A 15,603-nucleotide genomic window follows, 5' to 3' on the forward strand; every position below is an offset into this window, starting at 1 on the left:
CACAGGCTTTCCCGAAATACATCGGGGAAGCCTTTTTATTGCCGGATCTGCGTCAATCGCATCACTGTGACTTCCCCGTTTGCTCCCGATGATTGACGGCCAATCTTCGTTATTTTATGATTAAGTTTACATTGAGGTCGAGTCTCCGTAAGTTTTTATACTAACTGTATTAATTATGATTACAGTATGCTTGGAGGAAGACGGTTAGTGAACAGTGAATTTACAATAGCAGTGCACAGCTTGGTATACTTAACCCATCTGCCTGGTCACATGGCAAGCAGTGAATCGATTGCAGCCAATGTTTCCACCCATCCGGCACGAATTCGCAAGGTGATGGGATGCCTGCGAAAACACGGATTTGTGAAAACAAAAGAAGGGATCGGCGGGGGGTATATTCTGGATTGCGACCCGGACGAGATAACTCTGGCCCAGGTCTATCGCGCAGTTTCCTGCGGATCATTTAAGCCGTCCTGGTGCACCGGAGACCCCGAACAAACTTGTCCGGTTTCATCCAATGCCCAACGGGTTATGGATCAGATTTTCGCCGACGCTGAAGCGTATTTTGAAACCTATTTGGCCCGAATTACGATACGTTCCGTTTTGGAAAAAATAAAACAGTGTCCATAATCCCGGTTTCTTTTTCCCTTACTGTCATTAAAATAATTACAGATTGGATCGTCGTAACTTCCTCCATCGTTTACGTGAAAATAAACTGTAATCATTTCTATAACATTTAGAGCGCGCATAAAAATCGGAAGACCGCCCCAATGTAAGAGATAATGCAGGTTTATATTAATCCAAAAACACCCGACACACGAAAGGAATGAACATACAAAATGAACAAACAATCCATTAAGGAGCAAGTTCTTGAAGCATTCCGCTTTCGTCATGCCACAAAAAAATTTGATCCAACCAAGAAGATCACGGATGAAGATTTTAACTTTATTTTGGAGACAGGGAGATTATCCCCCAGCTCGGTTGGACTGGAGCCGTGGAAATTCCTGGTTGTGCAAAACCGTGAACTGAGAGAAAAATTGAGAGAACTTTCATGGGGAGCTCAAGGTCAACTTCCCACTGCCAGCCATTTTGTCGTGATTCTCGCCCGCACCGACGCCCGATTTGATTCCGATTATGTCAAAAACCATATGATCAATGTTAAAAAGATGCCGGCCGAACAGTTGGAAGCGCTGAGCGAGCGGTACAAATCGTTCCAGAAATCCTTTCACATCCTGGACAATGACCGGTCCTTGTTTGACTGGTCATCAAAACAGACCTATATCGCTTTGGCAAACATGATGACGGCTGCGGCGCAAATCGGCATTGATTCTTGCCCGATTGAAGGTTTTGACCCCGATGCCGTAAACCGGCTGCTCGCCGAAGAAGGCTTGCTGGAAGACGGAAATTTCGCTGTCTCTGTCATGGTCGCCTTCGGTTATCGGGCAGAAGATCCTCATCGCCCCAAAACAAGAAAAAGCTTGGATCAGGTCGTCGAATGGATCGAATAACAAAATCAAGCAAGATTCGCACCCTGCCATCCGGACGGAGGCAGGGTTTTCTTCACCATTTCAGCGGATTACCAACAACGGTGCTTCACTCATATCTGTGTTCAATCAGCCCTTCCGTTCCAGGTGCACAACCATTCGTCAGCTTCACCGTTTGGTCTCTTTCGTCAAACAAAGAACCGCTGTTTTCCGCCGGGCCGGGTCGAATCGTTTGCCATGGTCGATCTTCACACAGTCAGGCGAGATCCTCCATGAGCGATCAGGAAAATCGTTTTGCCTCTCTCCTGCACGCAGTCTTGAATCACCAGCCAGTCTGCACCTTCCTCAAGCGAAAACTATTACTTGTTAATAATAATTATAATTTAATATTGACTTCAATCTGAAGGGATGATATCGTAAAAATACAGACATGAGGATGGCCATCCTCCTGTTTCAAATTATTGTTTACAGGAGGAATCTTTCATGAACAAACGAACTGTCGGCTTGCCGGCACCTGACTTTGATCTTTTATCGACCAAGGATCTGTCATCACTGAATGAACGGATCAAGTTACGAGATTACCAAGGCAAATGGCTGCTTCTGTTCTTTTATCCCTATGACTTTTCTTTCGTCTGCCCAACGGAACTTCGTGCCCTGTCCGAACGTTATGAGGAATTTAAAGATTTGGATTGTGAAGTGATCGGAGTAAGTACGGACAGTATCTACACGCACCGCGCCTGGATTCAAACACTGCCGGCCGATAACGGTTTGGGAGCGATCCGCTATCCTTTGGCTTCAGACCGAACAAAAGAAGTGGCCCGGGCCTATGGTGTGCTGAATGAACAAACAGGGGTGGCGGAACGAGGTTTGTTTATCATTGATCCGCAAGGAATCATTCGTTATCAGGTGGTTACCGATGAAAATATCGGCCGTGACGTCGATGAAACGCTGCGTGTACTGCAAGCCCTGCAGTCCGGCGGCCTCTGTCCGGCCAATTGGAAACCGCAGAATTGAATTTTATCAAATCCAAGGTGAATCTCGTTTAGAGAGAAAGATGAATAAGTAATCCTGAAGGTGGTGACTGTTTTGCAACAGGACAGCTTTAAACAAATCAGAGAGAACCTTTCATTCCGTGAGGAAAATGGAGAAATCCTGCTTTATTTCGGAGAGGAGCCGGTCGGAAGGATTCCGCAAAAACTCCTCAGCGCCGACAGGAAACAAGCAAAACCTTCACCCAAATTCACCCGATCATATGTTGAAAATTGTGATTTGGGTTGGTGTTAGTGACCCGGAGCTTGCCCCGCCATGCCTGAAGACAGGGCTCCTGCGAACGGTCACTCAGACGACCGGTTTTTTGGCAGACTCTGCCCGCAGGCCCTTCCATACTCTGCTGCTCCCTGATTTAACTTTAGTTCCTCAACTCCGGCAAAACGGGACGGACTGTTTTTTTGCAACAACCCCATATCCGCAGTTTTCAAAGGGATGATACCATTCTGATAAAATCCCGTCAGTCATTCGCAAAGGTATAAAAAAAGGGGGGGCATCATCCCCCTTTTTTTATTGCTGACGCTTCATCATCTGTTGTTGCGCCATTGCCACAAGACGTTTGGTCATTTCACCACCGACCGAGCCATTGGCCCGGGCCGAGGTATCCGCTCCCAACTCTACCTGTTGTTCTCGAGCGATCTCCTCTTTCATCTGGTTCAGTGAAGCTCGGGCACCTGGTACAAGCAGCTTGTTCCTGTTTGCCAAATTCCTCACTCCCCTTGAATCGGATGGTGAAAGATCGTCTTGCTTCAGTTAGTTTGTGCAATCGGCCACGCATTTATTGTTTCTTCTGCTACCTTGTTGTCTCCGCCATCTCCGCTTCGATTTGCTTCATCTTCTGCTTCATGCGCTCGCGATCCCGCTGCAAAATCGGGGCGAGGAACTGCCCGGTATACGAACCGCTCGTCTCGGCCACCTGTTCGGGTGTTCCGGCAGCAACCACAGTCCCTCCTCCGCTTCCGCCTTCGGGACCCATGTCAACAATATAATCGGCGGTCTTGATCACATCGAGATTGTGTTCAATCACAAGAACGGTATCCCCGTTTTCGACCAATCTGTCCAGCACCCGAAGAAGACGGGCGATATCATCAATATGGAGGCCGGTCGTCGGCTCATCCAGCACATACAGGGTGCGTCCTGTACTCCGCTTGTGCAATTCCGAAGCGAGCTTGACCCGCTGCGCTTCCCCGCCCGACAGCGTGGTGGCCGGCTGCCCCAGCTTCATATAGCCGAGTCCCACATCATAGAGGGTTTGCAATTTGCGTTTGATGCGCGGGATGTTCTGAAAAAAGTCAAGCGCCTCCTCCACCGTCATCTCAAGGACATCGGCCACGTTTTTCCCTTTGTATTTAATTTCAAGGGTATCGCGATTATACCGTTTCCCTTTGCACTGCTCGCAAGGTACATAAACATCGGGAAGGAAGTGCATCTCGATTTTGATAATGCCGTCGCCACGGCATGCTTCACAGCGGCCGCCCTTCACATTGAAACTGAACCGGCCCTTTTGATAGCCGCGTACTTTTGCCTCCTGCGTGGAAGCAAAAACTTCGCGAATATCGTCAAACACCCCGGTATAGGTGGCCGGATTGCTTCGCGGCGTACGCCCGATCGGCGATTGGTCGATGCTGATCACCTTGTCCAGATGATCAGCCCCTTCAATTTTCTTATGCTTCCCGGGAATGGTTTTGGCTTTGTTTAGCTGACGAGCCAGCGCCTTTAACAGGATTTCGTTGACCAGGGTGCTTTTCCCGGAACCGGAGACGCCGGTCACGCAGGTAAACACCCCGAGCGGGAATTTCACACTGATGTTCTTCAGGTTGTTTTCCTGCGCCCCCACGACTTTCACCCATTTGCCGTTCGGCTTGCGGCGCTCTTCAGGAACGGGAATAAATTTGCGTCCGCTCAAATATTGTCCCGTTAACGAACGCTCATGGTTCATAATCTCCTGCGGCGTTCCGGCGGCAACCACCTGTCCGCCATGCGCTCCGGCACCCGGTCCGATATCGATGATATAGTCGCAGGCGAGCATCGTATCTTCATCGTGCTCCACCACGATCAAGGTGTTTCCCAAATCCCGCATCTTTTCCAAGGTGGCGATGAGCCGGCTATTGTCCCGCTGGTGCAATCCGATACTCGGCTCATCCAGGATGTAGAGCACTCCCATCAGGCTGGAACCGATCTGCGTGGCGAGGCGAATCCGCTGCGCTTCCCCTCCTGACAGGGTGCCGGCGGCCCGGTTCAGGGTGAGATAATCCAGGCCGACATTCACCAGAAATCCGAGGCGCTCCCGAATCTCTTTCAACACCAGCCGGGCGATTTGCATCTCTTTCTCGCTCAGCTCAAGATTCTCAAAAAAGGCGAGTGCTTCTTTGATTGACAGTCTGGTCACATAATCGATATTTTTGCCGCCGACGAGCACATGAAGCACTTCCCGCTTCAATCGAGCTCCTTTGCATGTCTTGCATGCCTTGGTCGTCATATAGGTTTCGATCTGTTCGCGGATCAGTTCCGATCCGGTTTCGCGATAGCGGCGATTTAAATTATTAACAACTCCTTCAAACAAGGTGTGCGCTTCCCTGGTGAAGCCCATGTCATTGGTATAGCGAAACGGAAACCGCTCCTTGGAACCGTGAAGGATCAGGTCCTTCTCCTTCGGGCTGAGCTCTTTGAAGGGTTTGTTGATATCGATTTGAAAATGGTCACACACTGCTTTCAAAAGCTGCGGATAGTAGTTGCTGCTGGATGAGGCCCACGGTTCAATCGCCCCTTCTGCCAGGGAAAGGGACGGATCGGGAACGACCAGATCAGGGTCGATTTCCATATGACTGCCCAAACCGTCACAGGTGGGACAGGCACCAAACGGACTGTTAAAGGAAAACATGCGCGGCGACAGTTCATCCAAACTGAATCCGCACTCCGGACAAGCCAGGTTGGAACTAAACATCAATTCCTCACCACCGATCACATCAACAAGCACCTCGCCGCCGCTCAGTGAAAGGGCGATTTCCACCGAATCGGTCAGCCGCGTTTCCACTCCCGGTTTCACCACAATCCGATCGACGACCACTTCGATCGTGTGCTTTTTATTTTTCTCCAGCTTGATCTCATCGGACAATTCCATCATCTCGCCGTCGATCCGCACGCGCACATAGCCCTGAGCGGCAATCTCTTTCAACAGCTTGACATGTTCTCCTTTTCGTCCTTTCACCAAAGGAGACAAAATCTGGATGCGCGTCCGCTCCGGAAGCTCCATCACGCGGTCAACCATTTGCTGGACCGTTTGTGACGTGATCTCAATTCCGTGTTCGGGACAATAAGCGTGTCCCACCCGCGCAAACAGCAACCGCAGGTAATCGTAGATTTCCGTCACTGTTCCCACGGTAGAACGCGGGTTGCGGCTGGTCGTCTTCTGATCGATCGAAATCGCCGGCGACAGGCCTTCGATCGCATCCACATCCGGTTTATCCATCTGGCCGAGAAACTGGCGGGCATAGGCGGACAGCGACTCGACATAACGTCGCTGCCCTTCCGCATAGATGGTGTCAAAAGCGAGGGATGATTTGCCGGAACCGCTGAGTCCGGTCACAACGACAAACTGATCCCGCGGAATCGTCACGTCGATATTCTTTAAATTGTGCACCCGCGCACCGCGGATTACGATATTCTCATGTGCCATCTGCCTTTAACCCTCCGCTTTCAGTTCCAGGATCAGATCACGCAATTCAGCTGCACGCTCGAAATTGAGTTCCTTGGCCGCACTTTTCATCTCTTTCTCCAGAGATTCAATCAGCTTGATCCGTTCTTTTTTCGTCAATGCCTTCGCCTTTTTGTTTGCTTCGTATTCCGCCGGCTGTTCCGCCACTTTGGTCGCTTCGATGATCTCATGCACTTTCTTGCGGATCGTCTGCGGCACGATGCCGTGTTTCCGGTTGTATTCCATCTGGATTTTGCGCCGGCGTTCCGTCTCATCGATGGCTTTTTTCATCGAGTCGGTAATCGTATCGGCGTACATGATCACTTCTCCGTTGGCGTTCCGTGCCGCCCGCCCGATCGTCTGGATCAGGGAGCGTTCCGAACGGAGGAATCCTTCCTTATCGGCATCGAGAATGGCGACCAGGGAAACTTCCGGCAAGTCCAATCCTTCCCGAAGCAAGTTAATGCCGATCAATACATCAAATTCACCCAGGCGCAAGTCACGCAAAATCTGCATCCGTTCAATCGTTTTGATATCCGAATGCAAATAGCGCACCCGAATCCCCATTTCCTTCAGGTAATCCGTCAAATCCTCCGCCATTTTTTTGGTCAGGGTGGTAACCAGAACCCGCTCGTTCCGTTGGATCCTCTTTTGAATTTCCCCGATCAAGTGGTCGATCTGTCCCTGGATGGGATGAATGTGAATTTGCGGATCAACCAGACCGGTGGGGCGGATAATCTGTTCAACCACTTCCGGCGCTTTCTCCAGCTCATAAGGTCCGGGCGTGGCCGAAACAAAAATGATCTGGTTGATCTTGTCCTCGTATTCCTCAAATTTGAGCGGGCGGTTATCCTTGGCGGACGGGAGGCGGAATCCGTGCTCCACCAGGACATCTTTCCGCGCCTGATCCCCGTTGTACATTGCGCGAATCTGGGGAATTGTCACATGGGACTCATCGACGATCATCAAATAATCATCGGGGAAAAAGTCAAGCAAGGTATACGGCGGTTCGCCCGGCTTCTTCCCGACCAGGTGACGTGAATAGTTTTCGATGCCGGAACAGAAACCGACTTCCCGCATCATTTCCATATCGTAACGTGTCCGTTGTTCAAGGCGCTGCGCCTCCAGCAGCTTGCCCTGATCCCTCAGCTCTTTCAACCGTTCTTCCAGTTCCGCCTCGATATCCCTGAGCGCCCGGTCCATCACACCGGAACTTGTCACATAGTGAGAGGCCGGAAAGATGGCCACATGCTCGCGTTCCCCGAGAATTTCCCCGGTCAGGACATCGATTTCACGAATCCGTTCAATCTCATCACCAAAAAATTCGACCCTGACCGCCTGCTCACTCCGGGAAACAGGGAAGATCTCCACCACATCCCCGCGCACACGAAAGGTCCCGCGGGTGAAGTTCAAATCATTGCGCTGATACTGGATATCGACCAGTTTGCGCAAAATCTCGTTCCGATCCCGTTCCATACCGACGCGCAAAGAGAGAACAAGGTCGCGGTATTCCTCCGGTGAACCCAAACCATAAATGCAGGAAACACTCGAAACGATAATCACATCGCGACGCTCAAACAGCGCGCTGGTAGCGGAGTGGCGCAGCTTGTCAATCTCATCGTTAATCGAGGCATCTTTTTCGATATACGTGTCCGTCGCCGGAACGTACGCTTCCGGTTGATAATAATCATAATAGCTGACAAAATACTCAACGGCGTTATGCGGGAAAAACTCCTTCAGCTCCCCGCACAGCTGGGCCGCCAGCGTCTTGTTGTGAGCAATCACCAAAGTCGGTTTATTTACACGCGCAATGGTCTGCGCAATCGTAAACGTTTTTCCTGTACCCGTCGCACCCAGCAGGGTTTGAAACCTCTTTCCCTCCCGGATGCCTTTTACCAATTGATCAATGGCCTGCGGCTGATCTCCTTGAGGCTGAAACTCAGAAACGATCTCAAATTTCCTTTCCATCCGATTCACCTCTTTTCCACTCTTCGTATTATATCATATCGGTTGACATAAAGAGAACGTAAGTTCTGTGACTTGTGCTGTTCCTCCGTTATACGCCTCAGGTTCCTGCCTCAAGGATTCCCTTCTGCGAAAAAAAAGAACCCCGTGCAGCAGAGGTTCAAGATAAACTTTCAAACAGGCGTGCTGATTTGCATGTAATTCGGGAAGTTTCAGGGAGAGGAAAGCGTTTTATACTCTTCGATCGGTTCCGCCTCCGGGTCGGGAATGGCTCCGACCACGCCCAAGTGCCGGGGATCGTCTTCATACAAAACTTTCTGCATAATATGGTGGTCGTTCCGCTCATCGAGCACTTCCAGTTTGCAAAAAGTGGCATTTTCCGAACAGCGGATCAAATCCTCCATTGTCCGGATGCGGCTGCCATTAAACCGCTGGATGATATCCCCTCTTTTCAATCCCATCTCAGCTGCCGGCGACCCGGGAACCACTGCCAGCACCTTCATCCCCTTCTGATCGGAAACGTATATCGGTTCCCTTCGCTTTTCAGCCATCCTCCCCCATTGATAAATCATTTCATGGGCCATGAGCGCAAAGGCAGCGGCAATCCAGACCGCTCCATCCCAAACGCGCATCAGGCCCAAAATGGCGCACAGTCCGAGGCCATAAAGAAGAGTCAAGGTGGAAACCAGCCGTTTTTGCTGTTTCAGCGGTTTGGAGAGAGTGACGCTGCTGAAAGACAGAAAAACAGGCAGGGCAAACGGATGGGCTTGATGAAAAAGAAGCAGGGGAACCGGCCATCCCTGTTGCAGCATCAGCCCGTTCACCTCTTGCCCGCCGGCTCGTTCGGCAATGATCGGATAAGCACCATAAGCCCCGTCCAGCCGGATCAGGAACCATTCCAACAGATGGAGAATCCCGACCAGCCAAAGCCAGTAGCCGATGGAAAAATGCTGCAAATGGCCGATCAGTTGATTCCACGGAGCCCCGACAGGCGGAAGAGGGAATATTCGCAAAAAAAGGCTGGCCAGGGAGAGCAGCCCGACGGAATAAGCCAGGCAAACGAAACGAAATCCGGCAATCGCCAGCAAAGCCATACACCCGAGAACGAAAAGCCATTCTTCCTCTCCAATTCCCCAGTCAGACACAAGCAGACAAAACGAAACGAACAGACCGGCACCGGCCCCCAGGAACAAAGTCCGGAAAAAAAGGGATGTTGGGGACTTCAGAGTACAACCAAACCACTTTTGTTCATAATGTTTCAGCCAGGCTGCATAAGCAAGCGAATAACAGACGGACGACAGATAGGCGGGATGCCAAAACACAGAAAACCACTCCCATAAGAACGGAAGTGGGGCCTTCCACAACAAACCCAACTTTCATTCCTCCAAATCAGGCATGTTTCTCAGCCACAAATACTGGACTTAAACAGAGGGATTACTGCTTTCCAACCATGCAATTCAATACGCCTGCCTTCAAATAAAAAATAACCCCAACGGAAATTATTGGGGTTATTTCTACATTCAGAGGGAAAATCCCTTTATTTCATTTTTTTCTTCATCCATTCAATCGCCACTTGCAACGGAACGTCATTTTTGGGGTCCTGCAGGAAGTCGATAAACGCTGAACGGAGCTGATCGGCGGTTTTCCGGTCAAACTGTCCGGTGACCGGAAGATTTTTCGTCTCCTGGAACTCCCTGACCGCCTGTTCGGTACGGCCGTCAAAATAGCCATCCTGCCGTCCCGGATTGTAACCCAGTGCATCGAGGATCATCTGCATGTTTTTCACATCACCGGAGTTGTCATCCCGTTTTAACGGCTTTGACGGCTGTGGCGGAATCGCCTGCGCATAATCCGGCAGCGAAACCGGCACGTCCGGCTGGATCCCCTTACTGCCGCCATGTTGATCGATCCAGTTCCCTTTTGGTGTCAACCATTTGGCAATCGTCATCTTAATGTTGCTGCCGTCCTTGAAATCCTGCGTCGTTTGCACGGTTCCTTTGCCATAGGACCGCTCGCCGATCAGGGTGGCACCGGCCGATTCTTTCAATCCGGCAGCCAGAATCTCCGAAGCGCTGGCGCTCCCTCCGTCGATGAGCACAGCGATCGGGTACGGTTTGGGCTGATCCAGCTTGGAAGTGAATTTCGTCTTGTTCCCGTTTCGGTCTTCGGTCATCAGCACCACCGAATGATGAGGAACCAGTTCATCCAGAATATCGAGCACGACCGGCAAAATTCCGCCAGGATTCCCGCGAACATCGATGATCAAACCTTTCATCCCCTGTTTTTCCAGGCCGGCCAGGGTTTTGTGAAACTCTTTTGCGGTGTCCTCGGAAAACTGGTTGATGGTAATGCGCCCGATCCGGTCTTGCAATATCTTGCCTTCTACGGTCTCCATGGCGATTTCATCGCGTACCACCGTGATGTGAATAAGATCATGCACACCGGGCCGCATGATGTCCAATACCGCTTTGGTTCCTTTGGGGCCGCGAATTTTGCCAACCGCCTCGTTGATGTCCATTCCTTCCAGGCTTTGCCCGTTCACCTTGATCACTTGATCTTCCGGGCGCAATCCCGCTTTTTCCGCAGGTGAGCCCTTAATCGGTGATACAATGGTCAGGCGCCCGTTTTTCATCGTGACTTCTGCACCGATCCCGGTAAATTTGGACTTCAGATCTTCCTGAAATTGAGAGGCCTGATCCGGGCTCATATAAGTGGAAAACGGATCTCCCAGCGAATTGACCATTCCGGAGATCGCGCCGTCGATTAGCTTCTGGTCGCTGACATTGTGAACATAGTTGGCCTTGATGAAGGCAAAGGCTTGTTTCAATTTGTCGGAATGGGCATCAAAAGCCGCTTCCTGCCGAGCCAGGTCGCTTGAGAACAAAGCCCCTGCTTTCCATTGATCGAGCAGCCCGCCGTCCCCTACCACGAGCACGGTTCCCAAACTGCTGAAAATCATGGCGACAACGACGATGATCGCAACCGTTCTACCTCTGAATATAGTAAACACCACCTTTTGGCCGCTCTTGAGACAGATAGTTTGCCCGGAGCCTTGTACATTTCCAACTTATGATTTGACATGTGAAAATAGTCATCAAAAATACTGCCCCTTGGCAGAATGGAGCAGTCCGACCGACCGCTCCATCCGTGTTACTTCATATAATCCATTGGATTATACGGTTGTGGTCTGTCCCCGTAACCGATCCGCACTTCAAAGTGCAAATGGGGTCCGGTGGAGTTCCCGTTGCTGCCCATGGAGGTGATCTGTTGTCCGGCTTTTACCTCTTCACCCACTTTCACTTTCACCTGATACGGGTAGCTGTGCGCGTAACGGGTAAAGAAGGGCTTGCCGTGATAATCCCCGTGATAAATCGTGATCAGCCATCCATACCCGTAAGAGGGGCGGCTTGATACAACCACGCCATCGGCCGCGGCATAGATCGGTGTCCCCAGGCTCCCGCCAAAATCCATTCCTTCATGAAGCTTTTTCGTATGGAAAATCGGGTGAACACGCCAGCCGAAAGTGGATGTGACCGGCCCGTTGACCGGTTTTCTCAGCGGACCTGTCCACGGGAAATGCAGTTTTCCTGCCTTCCAATCCGCCAAGTTGATTTTGATGATTTCATCTTCATAATCATCTTCCATCGCTTCAACCTTGGACAATTGTGAGTTCGTCTTGTTCAGTTGCGCTATCAACGATTGATAAGCTTTATTTGCCTGTTCAATGTATTTGTTTTGCTCCTTGATCTTTTCATCCAATTTGGCTTTCTCGCGCAGCACATCGTTCAGCACTTTCTGCCGCTCCGCCACCAGTTCATAATCACGCTCGGCGATCAACCGGACTACCTCAAACCGTTTTAAGAATTGGTTAAACGAATTGGCCGAGAGAAGCTGGGCCAGGTAATTGGTCTCCCCTTGCATATACAAAACGCGGATACGAGCCTTAAATTTTTGGTCAACTTCCTCTTTTTCCTTTAATTTCTCCTGATATCTTTCCTCAATCGGGTCCGCTTCTTTTTGGATTTCCTCGATTTTCTTCTTTGCGTTTTCCATTATTTGTTGTTGCTTCGATATATTTTCATTAATTTGATTCTTCTCTTCCAAAACGGACTGCTTCTGTTTTCGGATTTCGTCAATTTTTTGTCTCGTTGCCGATGATACTTCCGCGTGTGTTTCAGAGACCGGAACGCCGGTGACCGCCAACGCTGCCGCCAGCGTAAATGCCAACCATCTCCTCTTCATCGTTTGAAGCGCCTCCCATATCGAGCTGTTCCTGCAAAGGGTTTCTGCGTTCCCCGTCGTCCCTTCCCAAAAGACCAAACGCGAAAAACCGCTGAAAAGCTACAAATCCCGCATCAGGGAGCAACGATTTCTTTCATCTCATCAACTAAACCAAAAAAATGAAGAGCCGACCCCACCGCGAAAAACTGCAACGGGATCGTCCCTCGCCCTTCCCCCATTGGAACCTATTTCAGATACGGCGCAGGGTTGACGGTTTTTCCATCCACATGAACCTCAAAGTGGAGATGTGGCGCGGTGGAATCGCCATTGGTTCCCACTTCGGCGATCACCTGGCCTCGTTTGACGACATCTCCCTTTTTAACCTTGACCGTTTGCTCGTACATGTGGGCATAAAGAGTGGCCAAACCGTCTCCGTGATAGATGACGATGATGTAACCATATCCGTTGGAAGGCCGGGCTTCAATCACTTCCCCTGCTTCCGCCGCACGAATCGGCACACCCAAATCGGCACCGATATCCATCCCTTCATGCATGCGGTATGTATGTTTTATCGGGTGATAGCGCATCCCGTACGGAGATGTGACCAAACCGCCGGCAACCGGCCACAACAGTTTTCCATCACCGGCGGAGAGATGGGCAGAACGCGCTCCCTGCTGCTCCTTGCGTGCCGCATCCTGCTCCGCCTTGGCCACGAGCCGGTTCAATTCTGCCTGCTCTTTTGCATTGACGTCCTCTAAATTCTCCACACTTTGGCTCAGCTTGGCAATCAACTCTTTATGCTCCCGGTAGTCAGCCTGCAATTTGGCATAAAGATTCTCTGCCCGCTCTTGTTTATCCTTCATTTGCGCAAGCATTGCCTTTTGCTTCTGTTCCGCCTTTTCCAGTTCGGCTTTTTTTCGCGTAAGCCCGGCAATCGCCTCCTGGTCAGCTCTGTTCATCATCGACAGCATATCATATCGCTCCAAAAACTGACCAAATGACGAAGAATTTAAAAGCAAGGAAAAATAGAACATGCGCCCTTGCAGGTAGTAATTGCGCACCCGTTCAACATATAGCCGCCGTCGCTTGTCCACTTGCTCCTTCAACCTGGCCACCTGCGCCTGACCCTCATTCACACTCTGTTCGAGCTGCGCGACCTCCAAATCGAGTTGGTTCAGTTGCTTTCTGGTTGTTTCAATTTGGTTTAAAATCGCTGCCTGATCCTGCTGCGCCAGTTTCTTCTTTTTTTCCAGCTGTAAAATCTGTTTATCTCGCTCTTTGATGACTTCCTTTTTCTGTTGGATCTCAGAGGAGTTTGCGCTCGCAAAGGTGTTCGGATGGGGGATTAAAGAAAAAACCAGCACAAAAGTAAACATCCCAGCCACAAGTTTTTGCTTCACCTTGCTCCTCCTCAAATCAATCATTTTTACACTTTCAGGAATCGTCGAACGGAAATGATACTTCCGATCGTTCCGATGGCAACCCCCAGTGCAAAAATACTGATCGTGACATAAATCCCCAGGGAGACGACCGGCATCAGTTTCAGAATCGCTGCTGCTTCACCGGCTCCGAGGACATTATAGAAAACCTGATAAATGGTAAGTACGATCACAACCGGGAAAATAGCCCCGACCAATCCGATGAAGGCCCCCTCAATGAAAAACGGCCATCGGATAAACCAGTTGCTCGCTCCCACCAGGCGCTGGATCTCGATTTCCCGCTGGCGGGCGATAATCGTCAGCTTAATCGTATTGGAAATGAGGAACGCCGCAAGCACGGCCAATCCCAATCCGAAAATAAGGACGATGTTGCGCAGCATACTGGAGAAATTGAGCAACTTGTCCGTCACGCCCTCACCGGCTGCCACGCGCTCAATTTTATCACTGCCGAAATTCTCAATCTGTTTCTTCAGGCTTTCGACATTCTTCGGATCTGTCGGTTCAACCGTAATGATATCCGGGAGCGGGTTTTGCCCTTCTCCGTCCAAATCCTTGAACAGCTGTTCTCCTCCCGGTCCCCATTCATCGCGCATCTGCCTCAGGCCGACGTTCTTGGGGATCAGCGTCGCATTCTTAACGCCCGGAAGCTGCTGAATCTGCTCTGTGAGCTGCCGCTCCTGGGCTCCGGTCATCGACGGGCTGAGTGCCGCGCGAATCGCAACCTGCTTCTCCAGTTCTCCTGCCATGTAGCGGACATTAAAGGCAGTGATCAAAAAGAGCCCGAAGATGAACAGCGTTACCGCCACTGCGCTGACTGCGGCAAAACTCATCCAGGAATTTCGCCGCACCCCGCGGTACGCTTCCCGAAAATGTCGCATCATGGTCTCAATCTTCATACCCATACTCACCTCCCAACTCGTCGCGCACGATCACGCCCTGCTCGATGGCAATGACCCGCTGGCGCATGGTGTTCACAATTTCCTTGTTGTGGGTGGCCATCACAATGGTCGTGCCAAACTTGTTGATCTCCTCGAGCAGATACATGATATCCCAGGAGTTTTCCGGGTCCAGGTTTCCTGTCGGCTCGTCGGCAATAATAAAGCTGGGATTATTGACAATCGCCCGCGCAATCGCAACCCGTTGCTGCTCACCGCCTGACAACTGAGAAGGCAACGCGTGCATCCGGTCGCTCAAACCGACCAGTTCCAGCACTTCCTGCACACGGGGCTTGATTTTACGCTTTGGCGTTTCCACCGCTTCCATGGCAAACGCGACATTCTCGTAAGCCGTCATATTGGGAAGCAACTTGAAGTCCTGAAAAACGACGCCGATCTTGCGGCGAACATGCGGGATTTTCCAGTCGCGGACGCGTTTGACATTCACGCCGTTGATCAGCACGATGCCATGCGTCGGTTTTTCTTCACGGTACATCAGTTTGATAAACGAACTTTTCCCGGCTCCGCTAGGGCCGACGATATAGACGAACTCCCCTTGGTCGATACGCACATCAACGCCACGGAGAGCTTCCACTCCATTCGGATAAACTTTCCAGACATCATGCATTTCAATCACGAAACTCACCCCAGGAAACATGATAAATGATCGTTCACTCTTAATCTATTTTTCTCCTACATTACTTAATAGTACCAAAAAAGGCCAGATCCTTCATCTGGACACCAAAAGTTAAAAAAACCTGAAAATCCCGCTTTTTTCGGCCTCTCCCGAAACTACTTCCCTATTATAACACCATTCTTTC

12 protein-coding genes are annotated in these 15,603 nt (G+C 50.6%); 3 read left to right on the forward strand and 9 right to left on the reverse strand.

Annotated features, from left to right (window positions below; translation table 11 throughout):
• The first annotated feature begins 207 nt into the window (after nt 1-207).
• From I8U17_RS01825 to I8U17_RS01835, 3 genes are all read left to right on the forward strand, one after another.
• Entirely contained in the window at nt 208-627 is a 420-nt protein-coding gene (locus tag I8U17_RS01825) for an Rrf2 family transcriptional regulator (RefSeq protein WP_198055941.1), read from the forward strand.
• Nucleotides 628-836: 209 nt separating this feature from the next.
• The gene (locus I8U17_RS01830) at nt 837-1,505 is read left to right on the forward strand and encodes an NAD(P)H-dependent oxidoreductase (RefSeq protein ID WP_033099808.1); all 669 of its coding nucleotides are present in this window, start codon (nt 837-839) and stop codon (nt 1,503-1,505) included.
• A 459-nt stretch (nt 1,506-1,964) separates the two neighbouring features.
• On the forward strand, nt 1,965-2,495 hold the full coding sequence (locus tag I8U17_RS01835; RefSeq protein WP_198055940.1) for a peroxiredoxin: 531 nt from the start codon (nt 1,965-1,967) through the stop codon (nt 2,493-2,495).
• Between the two features lie 543 nt (nt 2,496-3,038).
• Here I8U17_RS01835 and I8U17_RS01840 read toward each other — a convergent pair.
• The 9 genes from I8U17_RS01840 to ftsE all read right to left on the reverse strand — a co-directional run bounded on the left by I8U17_RS01840 (nt 3,039) and on the right by ftsE (nt 15,419).
• Complete coding sequence (locus I8U17_RS01840) at nt 3,039-3,233, reverse strand: alpha/beta-type small acid-soluble spore protein (RefSeq protein ID WP_033099805.1); 195 nt, start codon at nt 3,231-3,233, stop codon at nt 3,039-3,041.
• 88 nt (nt 3,234-3,321) lie between these two features.
• Entirely contained in the window at nt 3,322-6,204 is a 2,883-nt protein-coding gene (gene uvrA / locus I8U17_RS01845; RefSeq protein ID WP_033099804.1) for an excinuclease ABC subunit UvrA, read from the reverse strand.
• A gap of 6 nt (nt 6,205-6,210) precedes the next feature.
• Nucleotides 6,211-8,190: an excinuclease ABC subunit UvrB gene (gene uvrB / locus I8U17_RS01850; protein WP_198055938.1), complete on the reverse strand. Its 1,980-nt coding sequence runs from the start codon at nt 8,188-8,190 to the stop codon at nt 6,211-6,213.
• 209 nt (nt 8,191-8,399) lie between these two features.
• Nucleotides 8,400-9,509 (reverse strand): PDZ domain-containing protein, encoded by a 1,110-nt coding sequence (locus tag I8U17_RS18685; protein WP_198058939.1) that lies wholly within the window; start codon nt 9,507-9,509, stop codon nt 8,400-8,402.
• 215 nt (nt 9,510-9,724) lie between these two features.
• Nucleotides 9,725-11,200 (reverse strand): S41 family peptidase, encoded by a 1,476-nt coding sequence (locus I8U17_RS01860; RefSeq protein WP_370589198.1) that lies wholly within the window; start codon nt 11,198-11,200, stop codon nt 9,725-9,727.
• Nucleotides 11,201-11,337: 137 nt separating this feature from the next.
• A complete protein-coding gene (locus I8U17_RS01865) occupies nt 11,338-12,429 on the reverse strand; it encodes a murein hydrolase activator EnvC family protein (RefSeq protein ID WP_198058940.1) in 1,092 nt (363 codons plus the stop codon).
• Nucleotides 12,430-12,653: 224 nt separating this feature from the next.
• Nucleotides 12,654-13,808, reverse strand: a complete 1,155-nt coding sequence (locus I8U17_RS18690) for a murein hydrolase activator EnvC family protein (protein WP_198058941.1) — start codon at nt 13,806-13,808, stop codon at nt 12,654-12,656.
• Between the two features lie 26 nt (nt 13,809-13,834).
• Nucleotides 13,835-14,743, reverse strand: a complete 909-nt coding sequence (gene ftsX, locus I8U17_RS01875; protein ID WP_198058942.1) for a permease-like cell division protein FtsX — start codon at nt 14,741-14,743, stop codon at nt 13,835-13,837.
• Nucleotides 14,733-15,419 (reverse strand): cell division ATP-binding protein FtsE, encoded by a 687-nt coding sequence (gene ftsE, locus I8U17_RS01880; RefSeq protein ID WP_033099872.1) that lies wholly within the window; start codon nt 15,417-15,419, stop codon nt 14,733-14,735. Before ftsE ends, ftsX begins: the two co-directional genes overlap by 11 nt.
• Nucleotides 15,420-15,603: the final 184 nt, after the last annotated feature.

This window comes from Thermoactinomyces sp. CICC 10521 (genome assembly GCF_016055135.1).
Lineage (GTDB): Bacteria > Bacillota > Bacilli > Thermoactinomycetales > Thermoactinomycetaceae > Thermoactinomyces_A > Thermoactinomyces_A daqus.